An 18,171-nucleotide genomic window follows, 5' to 3' on the forward strand; every position below is an offset into this window, starting at 1 on the left:
ATATATTAGAAATTAAGTTGTACTCCGATGTTGAATGTACGCTGCAAAGGATAAGCATTCCATGATAGTTCCGGGTCCCATAGCTTGAACGGACTGAATACGGCTATATTGTCACCGTTCAGGTATACGCGTCCATATTTGAATTTATATCCCAGTTCCAGTGTCTTGAAACGGATGAAATTACCGTTACGCATCCAGTAAGTACTAGCTACTGTATTATTGGCTGTTTGTGAACTAGTTAATCCTAAGCGCGGATATTTAGCATTCGGATTGGGATTTGACTCAGACCAGTAGTCATCTGCAATGAATTGCATGACATTATAGTCACTTTGGCCGAATGGTGAAATACCGCTAATCATGATAGTGCGTTTAGCCGACCCATTGAAGAATACACCGAAATCGAATTTTTTATAGGTTACATTCATTCCCAAACCATATTGGATGCGGGGGGTAGTTCCATAAGGAGAGATCATTACTTGGTCACTGCCATCTATTTTACCATCTCCGTTTACATCACGGTATTTTATGTCTCCCGGTTTAACAGTACTACCAAGATTCTGTGTCGGGCTATTATCGATTTCTTCCTGACTGCTGAATAATCCTTGGGCGATATATCCGGTTGTGCGGCTTAACGGTTTGCCTGTAGATGTTTTCCATACATAGGGATAAACCGGTTCATCCAGGTTGACATATTTGTTTTCAGTATATGTGAAGTTTCCACGGAAATCTACATATAAATCTTTTGTGAATTCTTTTCTCCAGTTTACACTTAGTTCAATACCCCAGTTATCAACTTTACCTTTATTGCTCCAAGGTTTAGCTGTATAATATCCAAGAGATTCCGGCCATGCTTCGCGGTGGAGCAGGATATTGTAACGTTTCTCATTAAAATAATCGGCAGTAATAGTCAACTGGCGGAATAATTCGAGGTCGATACCTATATCCAGTTTCTTTACGCGTTCCCAACCGCCATTAACAACTGCATAATTGGTTACTAAAGGTCCATATAGGGTATAGTTCATATCTACACCGGTAGTGAAGCCTATGTTATTGAGCGATACTTGGTCGATATACAGGAAGTGTTGTGCACCGGCAGAAAGTCCGGTTTCGTCACTACCTACCAGACCATAAGATCCTCTGATTTTCAGGTTATCTATATACTTGGTCATCGGTTCAAAGAACTTTTCGTTACTGATTACCCAGCCTAGAGATACGGCGGGGAAGAATTCGAAACGTTCTTTCTTGGCCAGACGTTCTGTTCCGTTATAACCGAAATTCAGTTCTACCAGATAGCGCTGACCGTAGTCGTAAGTAAAACGTCCTGAGAATCCTTGATTGCGTTCGGGTAGTACGCTACTACGATATTCACGTTGCATATACATCAACATTCCTGTTACATGATGCAGGTTGAACTGGCGGTCATAATTCACGCGGGCGTCCAGATAGAAAGTCTGGTCGGAAGCTTTGCTTATATCTGATGTTTTCAGATAGTCAGTTCCTGATGTTCCCAGGCGTTCAATTTCATAATCAGTAGGATTTGAAGGGTTATAACTTCCTCCTTTAATACCATAATAATAAGGTTCGATCGTCCGGTTGTAGGAAGATGAAGCCCAATTCTTCCAATTGACCATTGCTTGTACGCTTAACCCCTTAGTTACGAAATCAAGTTTTTGGTTGATTTTTAAAGAAGTATTGAGTGTGTTCTCATTATATTCCTTGAATGAACTCAACATATAAGCATACGGGTTGGTACGTACCGAAGATCCTGTCCATATAGCATTACCAAAACGGATATGTGTGTCTCCGGGTTGTGCCGGGAAAGTAACGGGGAAGTTAATAGGATTACAATACAACATCTGAGCGAATAAATCGGAAGTACTGTAGTTCGGTCCCTTCTTGTTACGAATCTGGGCGTTCATGTGTAAATCGATTTTAGTTGTAGATGTTATTTTGTAAGAGATATTGTTTTGGAAATTATATCCCCAATTGTTTATATTATTATTATACGAATATACTTTCTTTGTATCCAGCAAACCTGTATCGTGATTGGCTTGCAAGCTCATATAATAAGATGCTTTTGAACCACCGCCTGAGATGTTGACATTGGCACGCTGATTCATATTCATGTTTTTGAAGATGACGTCTTTCCATTGTACATCCGGATAAATGTAAGGATTAACTTGGTTGCGTGTGTTGTCGATGTCAAGTTGCGAATATTTTGGGGTCGCTCCCGGATTACGTGTCAATTGGGCTTCGTTGTACATTTCCATCCAAGTGGCACCATTTACAAAGTCGGGGAAGTTCATCGGTTTATTGAAAGAGTTCTCAACCGTGACGTTAATTCTGGTTTTCTCGTTTTCTTTACCGGTCTTGGTAGTGATGAGCATAACGCCGTTGGCACCACGGGCACCGTAGATAGCGGTCGCAGAAGCATCTTTCAAAATAGAGAAACTTTCAATCGTTTCAGCCGGAATATTATTCAGGTCTGCCGTAGAAATTTCTACATCATCCAAAAGTATTAAAGGAGTGGCTCGTCCGCCAAAGGTACTCACACCGCGAATGTAGAATTCGGAAGCGGCACCCGGTTCGCCGGTCGAAGTCATAGAAATAACACCTGCCAGTTTTCCCGCAAAGGAGGTGGTAAGCGAAGAACTTGGAGCTTTCAGTTCCAGACCTTTCACACTGGTGATTGACCCTGTTACACTGACTTTCTTCTGTGTACCGGCACCTACTACTACAACTTCACTCAGCAGTTGGTTGTCTGATTCCATTTTTACGTTGATGACACCAAGATCGCCTACATCGACTGTTTTCTTTCTGTAACCGATGTAACTGAATTCCAGCTGTGCTTTCGAGCCGCTGATAGCAATCGTGAAATTACCATCCAAATCGGTAATTACTCCGTCCTTCTGTCCTTTCACTACAACAGTAGCACCGATAACCGGATCGCCATTTTCAGCGTCTACCACCGTACCCGTAACGGTACGTTTCTTTTTGGGTTGTTGCTGTGCGGCTTCCTCTTTGTTTACCTTTAATATGATCTCGTTACCTTTGATCATGTAGGTGATTCCGCTACCTTTGAAGACTTCTTTTAAAACTTCTTCAATAGTCCCTTCACAATTTAGATTTTTGTTGGTTGTGTTTTTCAAGTCTGCAGCATTGTAGAAAAATGTGTAATTACTGTTTTTTTCAATTAGCTGGATTGCTTGTTTGATAGTCATTGCTTGCCCTTTTACTGAGATTACTCCTTGTGCTCCTAGGATGTTGAGCGGGTAAAAAAGCAACAGCAATACGATATACTTCAGATATCGTTGCTTGTAAGAAATTTGAATTTTTCTCATGCTTTAGCATTTTAGATTAGACATAAGTTTAATTATTATTTTTTTATAATGATTTTATTTGCATGTTCTTCTTTATTCAGGTTTAATGTGAAACAAATTTTGTTGACTACATCTTCCAATGGTTCGTCATAGCGAATGCTTCCGGTAAATGCTGATTCATGATTGATACCTTTTGCTAATGTGACGTCGGAGTTGTACATTTGATTGATGATACTAATAAGCTCTTGCAAGGGAATATCCGTGAAGTTATATTTTCCGTTTTCCCATTTTATATTAGTAATCTGTTCTACTCTCATTTCAGCATTACGCGGATTGTATATCACTCTTTGTAAAGGCTTCATTACTGTTTTTTGTCCGGTGGATTCAACATTAAATTCTATCTTTCCACGAAACAATGTAATTTCGTTCTTTTCGGCATCGGTTTGTTTGATATGGAAGCAAGTTCCTTTTACTTCAATAAAAGCCTTGTCGATATATACTTGGAAAGTACTTCCTTCATGCTTATAAACTTCAAATAATGAATTACCACTCAACCAGACTTTTCTTTCTTTGTTAAAAGATTTTGTATATTGAATAGAACTTCCGGGCTCCATCCATACTTTGCTGCTATCCGGAAGAGTGTACATCTGGTTCTGCTGAGCTGTAATTTTAATAAGCTCATTAGCTATCTTGTCGCCTTTAAACGTTAACCAGAATCCGCCTATTGTCAATAAAAGTGCAATTGAGGCAGCGGCAAAATACCACCTTGGTTCTACAAGAACTCTGTTATTTTTCCTGTATTCACATTTAGTTTTTACCTTTTTCCATATTTGTTCTTTTATTGCCATATCAGCAGCTCTGTTTCCAGATTCATTCCATTGTTTTTTTATTTCTATATCTACCGATTCCAAGTCAGCAAAGGCTTTCCGTTGCTTTTTGGAGAGTCTACCTGACAGCAGACTTTTGATTAATCTTTTCCTTTCGACCTTATCCATTCTATTCTACCTTGTTGGTTTTAAACTCTATTGTTGCTCATATACTATAAATACACACCAGCTCTTTCTAACCCCACATCGACTTTGTAAAAAAGTGAAAGTTTTTTTGAACGTAAACTGTAATTGTCTGATAATTAGCAATGTAGTTAATTGATTAATGCGAAAAAAAATAAAAAAGATGTGAGATGTATTACTAAGTTCTTGTAGAACTAAGGCCATATTTGGCTGCCGCTTCAGTAGCTATCCTATTGTTGATAGGTGGACTTTGGATGATTTTAGGTGATAATAAAGCGGAAATGAATGAGTTGGTAAGGATTGAAGCCCAACAAAGTATGATGTATATTTTGCCGGATAGCACCAAGGTCTGGATGAAGCCCGGAAGTTCTATTCAATTTGCAAAAGATTTTAATAAAGACAGAAAAGTCTGGTTGAGTGGTAATTCATTATTTGAAGTTTATAAGCACGAGGGAAGTACTTTTCAAGTACACATTAATAAAGCTTTTATAGAAGTGAAGGGAACTTGCTTTCTTGTCAAGCAAGATGATATAAAGCAGAATGAAATTACGCTGTTTCATGGTAAGATAGAATTTAATGTTGAATCTACCGGGAAGAAAATAGTCATGCAACCACTTCAGAAAGTGACTTATAATGTAGATAATGCACAAACACAAATAGAGAATATCTCAAATATCAGTTGGGAAAATGGAAGATATAACTTTGAAGATGTTCCGTTGACTCAACTGATTGAAACAGTCAATCAGATGTATAATACAAATATAGTCTTAAAGAGGAATTTAGGAAAAAAAGCATTGTTTAGTGGGAGTATCCGTTATGACGAAACTTTGGATGATGTACTTGATAAAATCTGTTTTAGTCTCAATTTGACCATAGAAACACACAATGAACAAATTATTATTCATTAATATCAATATAAATATTTTATTATAAACTTAATCGAATGTCTAATCTAATCAGTCGAAGCATGAGAAAACAAAGAATCTCTAGTTGCAGGCGATATTTGAAGTATATCGTCCTCACTTTGCTTTTTTATCCGTTATCTGTCCTTGGAGCTCAGGGACAAGTTTCAGTAAAAGGGCAGTCAATCACTATTAAACAGGCTATTCAGCTTATTGAAAAAAACAGTAGTTATACTTTTTTCTACAATGCAGCAGACCTGAAAAACACAAAAACTAGAAATATTAATTGTTCGGGTACAATTAATGAAGTGCTTAACGAAGTATTCAAAGGGAGTGGAGTCAGTTATACTATTAAAGGTAACGAAGTTATTTTAAAAGTTGAAGGCGAATCTACTCAACAAGCGGCCAAACACAAGATTATTGGTGTAGTGACCGAGTCGGCCACCGGAGATCCCATTCCTGGGGCATCTGTTATGATTAAAGGAACAAAAACCGGTACGACTACCGATGTAGATGGTAAGTTCGAGGTTATGGCGACTTCCAGTGATGTTCTGGTTATCTCTTTTATCGGATATTCTTCTAAGGAGATCAAAGTAGGAAACCAGAAAGTACTGAGTGTTACTTTATCTGACGATGCAGAACAGCTGGATGAAGTAGTCGTAACGGCCTTCGGAACAGGACAGAAGAAAGAAACAGTAACAGGTTCTATCCAGTCTGTACGTCCGGCAGATTTGAAAGTACCGACTGCTAATCTTTCTACGGCTTTTGCCGGTCGCCTTTCCGGTGTGATCTCTTATCAACGTAGTGGTGAGCCTGGAAATAACGGTGCGGATTTCTTTATCCGTGGTGTTGCTACCATGAACAGTGCTACTCCGCTTATTGTACTTGACGGAGTTGAAATCTCAAAAGCGGATTTGAATGCACTTGATCCGGAAGTCATTGAAAGTTTTTCTGTACTGAAAGATGCAACTGCTTCCGCCATGTACGGTACACGCGGTGCGAATGGTGTACTTATCATTAAAACCAAGTCGGGTTCCGACCTTGAAAAACCGATTATCGGTGTGCGTGTAGAGGCTTACGTCAATACACCTATTAAGCGCCCGAAAACGGTGGACGGAGTGACGTTTATGAGAATGTATAATGAAGCCGTTACTAATCAAGGTACCGGAGATGCACTGTATTCAGATGATAAAATCTATGGTACGGCGAATAACTTGAATCCATACATTTACCCGAATGTGGATTGGTACGACGAAGTGTTCAAGAACGCGACTTTCAATCAGAAAGCTAACTTCAATGTTCGCGGAGGTACTTCCAAGATTACTTACTTTATGAATGTGAATGTCAATCATGAAACAGGTATGCTGAAAGACCGTTCCAGCAACTTCTTCTCTTATAAGAATAATATCGACTATATGAAATATGCATTTCAGAATAATGTGGACTTCCATATGTCGAAGACTTCTACTTTGTCTTTACACTTGAATGTACAGTTGAACAATATGCATGGTCCGTTGACAACTTCAGAAGGAGCCGGTGTAGATAATATTTTTGGGGCTATCATGGGAACTAACCCGGTCGATTTTCCTGTAATGTATCCGCAAGAAGATGAGAAATGGTATCGTTGGGGTAGTATTGTGGCAGGTAACTATAATCCTGTAAACCCTGTTGCTGTGTCCAGTATGGGATATAAGGATACGTTCGAGAGTACGGTCGTTGCCAATCTGGACTTTGATCAGAAACTTGATTTTATTACCAAAGGATTGAGCTTCAAAGCATTGATTTCATTTAAGAACTGGAGTTATAATTCCAAATATCGTTTACAGGGTTATAATACTTACCAGTTGACTGACTATACCAAGAATGAAGATGGAACATATAATTATACAGTAAATTCAATAGGGGATGCAACCAATCATACGTTAGATTCTTTCTTTGGTACTGATGGTGACAGACGCTTTTACATTCAAGGTTACTTTAATTATGACCGTGCTTTTGGCGATCATCATGTAGGTGGTATGTTGTTGTATAACCAGGATGAATATAACTCAAATGTTAATTCCAGTTTATTGAACTCTTTGCCCAAACGTAGAATGGGTATTGCCGTTCGTGCTGCTTATGATTATGCCAATCGCTATTTATTTGAGTTCAATGCTGGTTATAATGGATCTGAGAACTTCGCAAAAGGACATCGTTTCGGATTCTTCCCCTCTGTGTCAGTGGGTTGGAATATCAGTCAGGAAAAATTCTGGGAACCAATTAGAAATATAGTATCTAATTTCAAAATTCGCGGTTCTTATGGTTTGGTGGGTAACGACCAAGTACCTTATACTCGTTTCTTGTATATGGGAATCACTACATTGAATGATTCGCCCAGCTATCAGACTGGTTATGGCAGCCATAAAGAGTCACATAATGGCCCTACATTCTCAAGATTTGAAAATGAAGATATGACATGGGAGGTAGGTCATAAGCTGAATGTGGGAGCAGACATTCAATTATTTAACTCTCTCAATTTGACAGTTGACGCATTCCGTGAGATCAGAAGTAATATCCTTACTACAAAAGGTTCTATTCCTAATTATCTGGGAGCAGCCAAGACAGTAATCTATGGAAACTTTGCCAAGGTAAAGAACTGGGGAGTTGATCTGGCGGTTGATTATGGTAAACAGATCAATAGAGATCTATCAATTCAGTTTAAAGGAACGTTTACGTTTGCCAGAAATCGTGTAATGGAAACTGATGAGGCCGCTGATATACGTCCGGCTCTGTCCGCAGTAGGAAAACCCTTGAATACACTATGGGGATATGTAGCTGACGGACTATATATTGACGAAGCTGATATAGCGAATAATCCTACCTCTACATTAGGTAATATAACAATAGCGGCAGGTGATGTGAAATATGTAGACCAACCGGATGTAAATGGTAATTATGATGGACAGATAGACTCCGATGACAGAGTCGCCATTGGTCATCCTACTATTCCTGAAATTATCTATGGTTTCGGTCCGTCTATTACTTGGAAGAAATGGGACTTCTCCGTATTCTTCCAGGGACAGGCTAACGTCTCATTGATGATGAGTGGTTTTGAGCCTTTTGGTACTCAAAGTAAAAACAATGTGTTGGAGTGGATTGCAGAGGATTATTGGAGCAAAGAAAATCAGAATCCGAATGCTAAATATCCCCGTTTGACTAAGTACAACAACAATAATAATATGCAATCTTCTACTTATTGGTTGAGAAACGCCGCTTTCCTGAAATTAAAGAATGCAGAAGTTGGTTATAACTTTAAATGGGGAAGAGTTTATATGAGTGGAACCAATCTGCTGACATTCTCTCCGTTTAAATTGTGGGATCCTGAAATGGGTGGAGGAAAAGGTATGGCTTATCCTACTCAGAGAACTTTCAACTTAGGTGTTCAAATTACATTCAAATAAACATATAATAACCAGTGATTATGAAAAAAATATATAGAATTTTATTCTTGCTAGTTGCATTAATTGGATATAGTTCTTGTAACTATCTGGACATTGTTCCGGATGAAACAACTACTGACGAGGATACTTATGCTGATAAAGATGCAGTGAGAGATTATCTTTATTCTTGTTATGCCTATTTGCCGCAGTGTAACATATCGAGTGGTAGCTTGGACCAGATGACAGGTGATGAGGTGATTACTGCATTCGAGCATGAAACGTTTGCCGGTTTCCCTAAAGGAAACTATTCTGCGGCAACTCCTGTAATTTCTTATTGGGACACTTTCTTCCAGGGTATCCGCCAATGTTATATGTTGCTTGAAAGGATTGACAAGGTAGCTGATTTGAGAAACGATTTGAAAGTGGATTATAAGGCACAGACTAAATTTCTGATAGCTTATTATCATTATTTGATGGCCCGTTGTTATGGTCCTACTTTGCTGATAAAAGAAACACCTTCTATCACGACTCCGGTGGAAGAATATTTGGGAAGAACACCTTATGATGAATGTGTGGAATGGATATGTAATTTGTTTGACGAAGCTGCCAATGATTTGCCGGCTGTTCGTTCTACGGCTTCCGAGTTCGGACTTGCCACTAGTATCGCTGCTAAATCATTAAAGGCAAAGATGCGACTTTATGCAGCTTCGCCGCTATTCAATGGTAATTCAAAATTTTATAGCAACTTTGTAGATAAGGATGGTGTGCAGTTGATGCCGCTTACTTATGACGCTAATAAGTGGGTACTTGCAAGAGATGCCTGTAAAGAGGCTATTGAACTTGCCGTACTGAACGGACATGATTTATATAAAAAGAAAGATTACCGGCTGGATGAGTCAGAAGCTAATCCATACCCCGAAGAAGGAGCTGTCAGATGTTTGCGTACAGGTATGGTGGATTGGGAATCACGTAACGTAGAAGTTTTGTTTGCCGAAACTCGGAATGAAGGTAGCTATGGCGTACAAAATAAATCATTGCCGTTTGTGAAAGACGGTTGGGCATGGAATGGTGTTTGTCCTACTTGGGCTATGTTGAATCGCTTTTATACAAAGAATGGTTTGCCTTGGGATGAAGATCCGGAATTTGCATCGAAAGTGAAAACCGAAGTGGTTAGTGTAGATGCTGCTCATGCTACTCAAGCTGCACAGGGTCAGAAAACAATTCTCTTTAATTTAGACCGTGAGCCTCGTTATTATGCTTGGATAGCTTTTCAGGGTGGTTACTTTGAGGTATTGAACAATGCTACAAATCCGGCTTACAGCGATGGTTATGTAGATGGTGGACGCTTGGTATGTAGTTTCCTTTTGGGAGGTAATTGTAGTATTGGTACAGCTAACGTGCAGCGTGATGGTAACTATAGTCCTGGTGGATATTTGAATAAAAAAGGAGTGGATCCCAATACTACCGTGGGGACGAGCAGTACGACTTTGAACCAATATCCTTGGCCGGTTATTAGATTAGCAGATTTATATTTGGCTTATGCAGAAGCTTGCATTGAAATTGGAACATCAGATGATTTGACGAATGCTAAGACATATATCAATTATATCAGAGAACGTGCAGGAATTCCGACATTAGAAACTTCATGGAATGGAATAGCTACGCTGAACCAATCTAAACTTCGGGAAATTGTCCGTCAGGAAAGAATGATTGAATTGTATCTGGAGAATCAAAATTTCTGGGATATGCGTCGTTGGCTTCTGGCTGAGGAATATTTCGGAGTAAAAGCGAAAGGTATGAATATTAAAGCGTCAACAATTGATGATTTTGCCAAACTGACAGAAATCAGTTTTGAGCGTAAGTTTAAATCTCCTACTCAGTATTTGTTGCCAATTCCTTCTACTGATATAAACAGAGACCCACAATTGGTGAATAATCCGGGGTATTAATCAATAAAATGTCTATTAATATGAAAAAAATATTATCTTATATTATAATGGGAATCTTGGGAGTGACGGTTTTTACTGCTTGCTCTGATGATGAATCTTATCCTACTCCGACAGCTTTGGATGCGAGTACACTCTCTTATGAGGCGAAAGCAGGAGCTGTAAAACTGAAATGGAAGATTCCGGAGAATGCTAATTATAAGTATATCAAAGTTACTTATACATTGCCGGAAAGTGGTAAGGAGTGTTTACGTCTGGCTAGTGTATATAGTGATACGATATTGGTGGATAATTTATTGAAAAGATATGGAGATATTGTGTTTACGTTACAGCCATGCAGTGCTGATGGTAATGGCGGAGAAATTTGCTCTATTACTGCACAGGCAGCGGCAGCAAATAAGCAGACTGTAACTATTTCTAAAGACTTTAAAATAACGGGAGAAGGAGATGCATGGACCGATGCTCAGGAAACATCAGAAGGGCCGTTGAAGAATCTGTTTGACGGTAGTACTGCTTCTGATAATTACTTCCATATGTCTTGGAGTGCTTCGACTCCTTTTCCGCATTATATCGTAGTAGATTTAAAAGAAGAAACAAACTTTTTTAGTTTCACTTATACTGCTAGGGATAACGCAAACTGTGATAATCCGAAAGAAATGGATATTTTGGTAAGTAAGGAACTGGTGGGATCGAAGCCTGATTATGTAAATGAAACGGGAACGACTAAGTTGGCTTCTCTTTCAGAACTTCCGGGAACTCGGAAAGCCTCATATATGTCGGACAGAATTTCTTCGGATGAAACATTTCGATATGTCTGGTTTAAAGTATTGTCTGCAACTTCCGGAAGTAACTGGATTGCTCTGTCGGAACTGGCATTGAAACAAGTGACAACGACAATCTATGATCCCGAAACCGGAGAGACAGTGGTAGTGGAGGATTAATGTCTCTTGAAATAAGTGACGTTCTCTGACAGAGAATTGATAGCGGAGATACAAATGATTGCTAGGATATATTTGTATCTCCGTTCTTTTTCCCCTTTTATAAATTAAATTGAAAACTATGAGAAGAATATATTTATTACTGCTTTTCTTGATTCCCTTGAGTCTGCTGGCGGCTTGTTCCAGCGACGATGAAATAGCAATTGCTACATTGGAAATCAGTAAAACAACAGTTGACTTCAAAAGTGAAGCAAGCGAACAAAGTCTGACGATTACTACAAATGCTGTTGCGTGGACTGCCCAATCGGATAAAAGTTGGTGCCGCCCTTCGATTGTAGGAAAACTGCTGAAAATATCCGTAGATCAAAGTGACGAAAGATTGGTACGTGAAGCTACCGTATCGGTTACGGCAGATGGGTTATCGAAAACGATCAGAGTCCGTCAGCTAGGTTATGAAGCGGCTATCTTGATTGATCAGCAAGCGTTTGAAGTACCGGCGGTAGGTGCGCAAATCAAATTTGCTGTGACTACCAATGTTGAGGTAGAACCGGTTCTGTCCGACTGGATTGTCGAAGCTCCTAAAACTCGTTCTGCCGAAATGGTGACAACGGACTACTGCTACTCGGTACGTGCCAGTATATTGGACAACAAAAGACAAGGTACTATCGTATTTACAGAGAAACTGCCGGAAGATGCAACGGAAAACGATGTACCGGTTTCTGCCACCGTGTCTGTCACCCAACATGGACTCAATGAATATAATGCCGACACGGGGGAAGATATCAAAGGCGATATTAAATTGAAAGTAAAGGATGGGACCGCTTCTTCTTTCCAAGGTGGTGGAGAGATTGAAAAATCATTTGACGGAGACTACTCTACCATTTATCATTCCAGTTGGAATAACTCCGGCAGCAATTACTTCCCCATTACACTGACTTATAATTTGGAAGAAGTGTCCGATGTCGATTATCTGGTTTATTATCCTCGCACGGACGGTGCCAACGGAAAGTTTAAGGAAGTGGAAATTCAATATTCCGAAGATGGGAGTGCTTTCACTCCTTTGGCTGATAAAGATTTCTTAGGTTCCGCTTCTGCTACTAAAGTATTATTCGATGCTCCCGTTCGTGCTAAATCCTTCCGCTTTATCGTAAAAACAGGTGCAGGAGATGGACAAGGGTTTGCTTCTTGTGCTGAAATGGAATTTTATGCAAAGAATCCCGAAGCCTTTGATTATTCAACTCTTTTTGCAGACGAGACGTGTAGTGAGCTAAAAGCGGGAATTACTGAGGCTGACATTGAGAAGTGCGAGTTCCCGTTCTTTAAGAATCTGGCTTATTACATGATTAAAGGTAAATATGAGCCGGAGTTCCGTGTGGGTGAATTTAAAGCATATCCGAATCCTGATATTCAATCGGGGACTCATAAAACGAATCCGTATAGTCTTTTAGACAATCCGACCGGTATTTCGGTGAAGGCTAATGAAAACCTGATTGTACTTGTGGGCGATACGCACGGTTATGACATCAGTTTGAAGGTACAGAATCTGGATGCTCCGGAAAGTGACGGCTTCGGAGGAGTGACCTATCCGTTGAGTCGAGGAACGAACAAGTTGACAATCAGTGAGAAAGGATTGGTTTACGTGATGTACCATACCCGGACGTTGGATGATGCGGCTGCGTTGCCGGTGAAGATTCATTTTGCATCGGGAACAGTAAACGGTTATTTTGACTCGCAGAAACATGAGGGACGTTGGAATGAACTGTTGGGAAAAGCTACGGATAAGTATTTTGACGTAGTAGGGAAGTATGCACACATGACTTTCGAAACGAATGACTATCGTAAATATGCTGCTAATAACGGAAACGAACTGATTGATTTGTATGACCAGATTGCGTTGAACGAAATGCAGTTGTTGGGACTGGAGAAATATGACAAGATGTTCAGAAACCGTATGTACTTGAATGTCATGTATCAATCATATATGTATGCCACTTCCTATCATACCGCTTATAATCAAACGACGATGAGTGATATCTGTAATCCTTCCAAACTTAAGACAAGCGCTTGCTGGGGACCGGCACACGAAATAGGTCACTGTAACCAGACTCGTTTGGGAGTGATGTGGATCGGAATGACGGAAGTGACAAATAACATTATGTCCGAGTATATCCAGACAACAATTTTTGGTCAGGGCTCGCGTATACAAACTGAAGACATGGGGGATGTTTACCGTAATCGATACTCAAAAGCCTGGAATGGAATAATCGTTGCGGGTAGTTCTCATGCTGATTTTTCAAATATAGGTGACGATGCGAATGATGTCTTCTGCAAACTGGTTCCTTTCTGGCAACTGGAACTTTACTTCGGAAAAGTGCTGGGACGGACTCCTTTGCAACAGTCGGACAAAGGCGGATTCTATCCGAATGTTTATGAGTATGCCCGTAATAAAGATTATACAGGCATGACGGACGGAGATATACAATTGGATTTTGTCTATAATTGCTGCCTGTCGGCAAAGATGAATCTGCTTGATTTCTTTGAAAAGTGGGGATTCCTTACTCCTGTCAATAAAAAAATTGAGGACTATGACACCAGGAATCTTACCGTAACGCCGGATATGGTAGATGCGTTAAGGCATAAAGTAAATGGCTTGGGATATTCCAAACCCGATGTAGCCTTGGAGTACATATCGGACAATTCGTTTGAACTATATAAAAGTAGGGCATCGGTAGTGGCAGGTTCGCACGCAACACACACTGCCAAAAGCTTCACAGAAGGGAAGACGGAGGCTATTGGTGAAGCGATAACTATCCAAGGATGGAAAAATGTAGTGGCTTATGAAGTAAAGGATGCAGATGAAAAGTTGATTTTTGTTTGCAGTGGTGAAACCACTCCATCTTCTACACATACGTTTATTTTGCCTCTCAGCTGGAAAGAAGGGTTTAAATTGTATGCTGTGTCGGCAACAGGAGATCGTACGGAAGTGACGATGAATTAAAAAAGTTTTCAATAGTGCAGGGTGCGGGATGATGAAAGAATATTCTGGTTAACAGATTCTTCCGTTATTCCGCACTCTTTCTTTCGAAAGTAAAATCTTTAGATATTTGAATAAAAAGACCTGTTTTTGCATGATTTTTTCAAATAATATAGAAGTTTATCTATTTTTCTTTTATATTTGTATAGTTTTTGTACAATATGGATGAAACAGAGATATTAACCGAGGTAAAGGCTGGAAATACAATTGCATTTGAGCGTCTATATGACTGTTATTGGCTGAAAGTCTATAACTTTGCGCAGCTTTATATAACTTCGTCTTTCGAGGTTTCTGAAGTGGTACAAGATGTTTTTGTTAAAGTTTGGGAATCAAGGGAAATGTTTGATGAAACCAAGAACTTTGACGGTTTCCTCTTTATTATTACCCGTAACATTATCTTTAATTATTCGCGCCGGCATTTTTATGAGTTGAATTTTAAAATGACAGCCCTGCGAGGTCTTGAAAATTCATACGATATAGAAGATGAGTTGGATGCGGCCGATTTAAAAAGCTATATTGATAAGTTGATTGAACAGCTTCCTCCTCAACGGCGGCGGATCTTCAAAATGAGCCGGGAACAACATTTGACTAATAAAGAAATAGCGGAACGATGTGCAGTTTCCGAGAAAGCGATAGAGCGACAGATAACTATGGCGTTGAAATTCCTTAGAGATAATCTTCCGATGTTTATAGTATTTATGGGGTAGATGAAGTGTTACACGATTATGTTCTTGAGGTCCATCGGTAGTCTCAACTTCTAATTTTTAGATGACTCCAGAAAAAAGTTTTTATCAATTTTACCTTCATACTCTCATTAATAGTCTACATCCCTTTATTCATCAGGGTTGCAGCTATGAGAGTTGCTACAAGGAACAGCCTGAGAGTAAAAAAATACCCTCATAAATCTCTTTATATACAGCTTATCCGGCAACATAATACAGCCGGTAAACACTGATATATCTTATGAAACGCTATAAGGTCTATCATAATAACGATATAGATTACTTATGTTTGTCTTCTTTGTCCTTCAACAGCTAACCAATGTTAGCCTCTCCGTTTACCGGGATTAGCTGATAAGCTAACGAAGGTTGACAAACAAGCTAATGAAGGTAAACCTCTCTGCTTCCTTATTGCTTCATGTTTTAATCCCGTATGCTTTTAGTAACAAATGTATAGGGAATTCTCCAGAGAATACGGTCTGAAGGTAACTGTTTACCCTCAGGCTACTTCTTGTAGTTACCCTCATAGCTACATTCCTGATGAATAAAGGAATGTAGACTATTAGTGAGGGCATGAGAGTTAAATCGATAAAAACTGGTTCTTCTTCAAATTTGGTGGTAAACTTAATTAGGGAAATAATAATTTGATAATCGATAGTATTCTCCATTCTCCTCCTTCGGGAAGGAGGAGTCCCCGTAGGGGGAGGTGGTAGGTGAATGCGTAAGTCAGTTATTATCAGCATTGTGTATCCACCTACCACCCCGGCTTTCAGCCACCCCTCCTTCCCGAAGGAGGGGAATGGAGATACCACCGACTGGGTAAATTACCACCAAATTTGAAGAAGAACCTAAAAACTTTTTTTGTAGCAGAACTTATTATTTCAATTTTCGGAAAAAAGGATTCTTGCTAATCTTTATATCCGACGATTTCATCCTGTCGAATTTAACGGTTCTCCCTAGCACATCCCCTTCGATCTTATTATTAGAGATGACTACCGATTTGCAGGCTTCCAGCGTGATACCTTCCTTGCGGTAATGATAAGGTTGGTAAGTCGTGTCACGTATCAGCGTGTTGTCGGAGAAAGTCAGTCCGTCTACCGAGCGGGCAAAGAGGATCGGGTAGTCGAAAAGATGAAAGGTGTTATCCACAATACGGATATTGCGGTGGTAGGGATATTTCTGTTCCGGCGTCGGTATTTCCGGGTCGATACTAATCACAGCCTCGCAGAATTGGTAAATTGAAGAGTTGCAAGGATAACGAAAATCATTATTACGGATAAGTACATCTTTTACGGCCCCTGATTCATACCAGGCATTGGCGTCTCCGGCAATTAAAATAGCGGAACCGCTTGATTCGAATATGTTATTCTCGATAACGACCTTTCCCGGAGTTGATACTAGTAAGCCGCGTGCACGGCAACTTCCGAAATGACAGTTGCGTATTTCCGCATCCGGTGTGCAAGTCAGGTTTTCTATCACGTATCCGGCCTCTACTCCGGCAGGGAGCGGGGCGGATAGCTCAATGATAAATTCGGCCTTGTTGAGCGCTTCAAACTTATTCATTTTTCCGGTTGCTACGGTGCGCATTGTATTGTGTTCAATGAATCCGATCATTTCGTCCGGGCGTCCCCATTCCATACCTTCGCTCATGTCCTGCATGAATTTACATTTGATACGGGTGGGGGAGAGAACTTCCATGATGCGTGAGCAAGTTCCGTGGATATTGATCGGGTCATCCATTAATCCGGCCCAGCTGCAATTTTCTATTTTGAGCAGCCCGCTGCATCCCATAAAATGGAAGCCGTCGTCGTGTCCGCTTAATACACGTCCTTTTGCGGCATTGGGGATGATGTGGACATCGTTGAATGCGATATTTTTGCTGTATTGTGACAGGATTCCTAATCCGCAGGTATGGAATAACTTCAGATTCTCCAGTTTGGTGTCCGTGCTGTGGTAGATGAAGATACCGGCATGGTCACGGGTACTATGTCTCAACACGAGGATAGTGCCCGGTGCGGGGAAACGTTTGTTGGCTTCCCTTTTCGGATCGGCGAGGCGTACCAGTCCGGGTTTTACCTCTGTCGCATCATAAGGGCGCCATCCCAGGTTGTCGCCGGTATTGGGCAGGACGAAGTGGGTTTCAGGGTCAAACTGCATGATAGACCACAGCCCGCTTTTCCAACCTTCGCCGACAAAGGTGAGCCGTTTGTTCTCTATGATGTAAGGATATTGGCGGGTGTCGATTTCCACTTCTATATAGTCGGGGGTGGATTGAGTGACGGTGCCTTGGGCGGTTAGAGGGATTTCCCAGTCAACGGAGAAGTTTTTCAGGGTGATGTTTTGGCAGCGGTCCAAGGTGAAGGGTTGCATACGGCCGTGCATGATAAACTCCGAGCCGTTGCCGTCAATAGTCAGGTTGTTGACTTGATCCAGCAGTACGGCAAGGATTTTAGGATTGACATCGTAAGTATTCGTTTCGTGATAATCTCTTTCAATGGCGTGCTGTGCCCAAAAGTCATATCTCCCCTTGGGAAAGACAAGTGTGGAGCCGGGATGTTGTTTGCAGGCATTGATTGCTTTTTGTACAAACGGTACGGCATTGATGCGGCTGTCGGGCTTTAAACCGAAATCAGAAACCGAGATAATTTTATTTGCAGAAATGTTGGTAGAACAAACCAATAATGCAAATGATAAGAGTGATTTCAATGGCAAGAGGTTTTTCATGCGTTTTGTAGTTTATTAGATGTTTATTTCTTACATAAATACTACTAATTAACCAGTATCCCTATCTATTCTCTGAAAAAAAAAGATTTTTTAGTATTTGCATTCTTTTGGGCGGATTATTATATGGATGAGTGAGAATATGCCTTAGAATATACTGGA

General features: G+C 40.2%; 10 protein-coding genes. 7 read left to right on the forward strand and 3 right to left on the reverse strand.

The genetic code is table 11. The features are described from left to right. Nucleotides 1–5: 5 nt before the first annotated feature. Both CGC64_RS07500 and CGC64_RS19095 read right to left on the reverse strand, forming a co-directional pair. Nucleotides 6–3,341 (reverse strand): TonB-dependent receptor, encoded by a 3,336-nt coding sequence (locus CGC64_RS07500; RefSeq protein ID WP_005677338.1) that lies wholly within the window; start codon nt 3,339–3,341, stop codon nt 6–8. 35 nt (nt 3,342–3,376) lie between these two features. Beyond that, on the reverse strand, nt 3,377–4,051 hold the full coding sequence (locus CGC64_RS19095; RefSeq protein ID WP_050396680.1) for a FecR family protein: 675 nt from the start codon (nt 4,049–4,051) through the stop codon (nt 3,377–3,379). 533 nt (nt 4,052–4,584) lie between these two features. Between CGC64_RS19095 and CGC64_RS07510 the strand changes: the two genes are divergently transcribed. The 7 genes from CGC64_RS07510 (at nt 4,585) to CGC64_RS19240 (ending at nt 16,128) form a co-directional block, all read left to right on the forward strand. Further along, nucleotides 4,585–5,238 carry a FecR family protein gene (locus CGC64_RS07510; RefSeq protein WP_005677341.1) on the forward strand — a complete coding sequence of 218 codons (654 nt, stop codon included), beginning with the start codon at nt 4,585–4,587 and terminating at the stop codon, nt 5,236–5,238. A 59-nt stretch (nt 5,239–5,297) separates the two neighbouring features. Continuing rightward, entirely contained in the window at nt 5,298–8,672 is a 3,375-nt protein-coding gene (locus CGC64_RS07515) for a TonB-dependent receptor (protein ID WP_005677343.1), read from the forward strand. 20 nt (nt 8,673–8,692) lie between these two features. After that, nucleotides 8,693–10,600: a RagB/SusD family nutrient uptake outer membrane protein gene (locus tag CGC64_RS07520; RefSeq protein ID WP_005677344.1), complete on the forward strand. Its 1,908-nt coding sequence runs from the start codon at nt 8,693–8,695 to the stop codon at nt 10,598–10,600. Between the two features lie 20 nt (nt 10,601–10,620). Next, nucleotides 10,621–11,538, forward strand: a complete 918-nt coding sequence (locus CGC64_RS07525; protein WP_022042665.1) for a discoidin domain-containing protein — start codon at nt 10,621–10,623, stop codon at nt 11,536–11,538. Between the two features lie 118 nt (nt 11,539–11,656). After that, nucleotides 11,657–14,533, forward strand: a complete 2,877-nt coding sequence (locus tag CGC64_RS07530) for a M60 family metallopeptidase (RefSeq protein WP_005677346.1) — start codon at nt 11,657–11,659, stop codon at nt 14,531–14,533. 197 nt (nt 14,534–14,730) lie between these two features. Further along, nucleotides 14,731–15,276: an RNA polymerase sigma-70 factor gene (locus CGC64_RS07535; protein ID WP_005677347.1), complete on the forward strand. Its 546-nt coding sequence runs from the start codon at nt 14,731–14,733 to the stop codon at nt 15,274–15,276. 729 nt (nt 15,277–16,005) lie between these two features. Then, a complete protein-coding gene (locus CGC64_RS19240; protein WP_255385480.1) occupies nt 16,006–16,128 on the forward strand; it encodes a hypothetical protein in 123 nt (40 codons plus the stop codon). 36 nt (nt 16,129–16,164) lie between these two features. On the opposite strand, the gene CGC64_RS07545 is transcribed toward CGC64_RS19240, so the two are convergent. Then, entirely contained in the window at nt 16,165–18,012 is a 1,848-nt protein-coding gene (locus CGC64_RS07545) for a right-handed parallel beta-helix repeat-containing protein (RefSeq protein ID WP_005677351.1), read from the reverse strand. Nucleotides 18,013–18,171 lie beyond the last annotated feature (159 nt).

The organism is Bacteroides caccae, from assembly GCF_002222615.2.
In the GTDB taxonomy this organism is placed as follows: domain Bacteria; phylum Bacteroidota; class Bacteroidia; order Bacteroidales; family Bacteroidaceae; genus Bacteroides; species Bacteroides caccae.

Bases quoted from the DNA above. Each gene is read 5' to 3' on its own strand.
- CGC64_RS07510 (WP_005677341.1), top strand. From the start codon at position 4,585: ATGATTTTAGGTGATAATAAAGCGGAAATGAATGAGTTGGTAAGGATT.
- CGC64_RS19240 (WP_255385480.1), top strand. From the start codon at position 16,006: ATGCGTAAGTCAGTTATTATCAGCATTGTGTATCCACCTACCACCCCG.
- CGC64_RS07520 (WP_005677344.1), top strand. From the start codon at position 8,693: ATGAAAAAAATATATAGAATTTTATTCTTGCTAGTTGCATTAATTGGA.
- CGC64_RS07535 (WP_005677347.1), top strand. From the start codon at position 14,731: ATGGATGAAACAGAGATATTAACCGAGGTAAAGGCTGGAAATACAATT.
- CGC64_RS07500 (WP_005677338.1), bottom strand. From the start codon at position 3,341: ATGAGAAAAATTCAAATTTCTTACAAGCAACGATATCTGAAGTATATC.
- CGC64_RS07525 (WP_022042665.1), top strand. From the start codon at position 10,621: ATGAAAAAAATATTATCTTATATTATAATGGGAATCTTGGGAGTGACG.
- CGC64_RS07515 (WP_005677343.1), top strand. From the start codon at position 5,298: ATGAGAAAACAAAGAATCTCTAGTTGCAGGCGATATTTGAAGTATATC.
- CGC64_RS07530 (WP_005677346.1), top strand. From the start codon at position 11,657: ATGAGAAGAATATATTTATTACTGCTTTTCTTGATTCCCTTGAGTCTG.
- CGC64_RS07545 (WP_005677351.1), bottom strand. From the start codon at position 18,012: ATGAAAAACCTCTTGCCATTGAAATCACTCTTATCATTTGCATTATTG.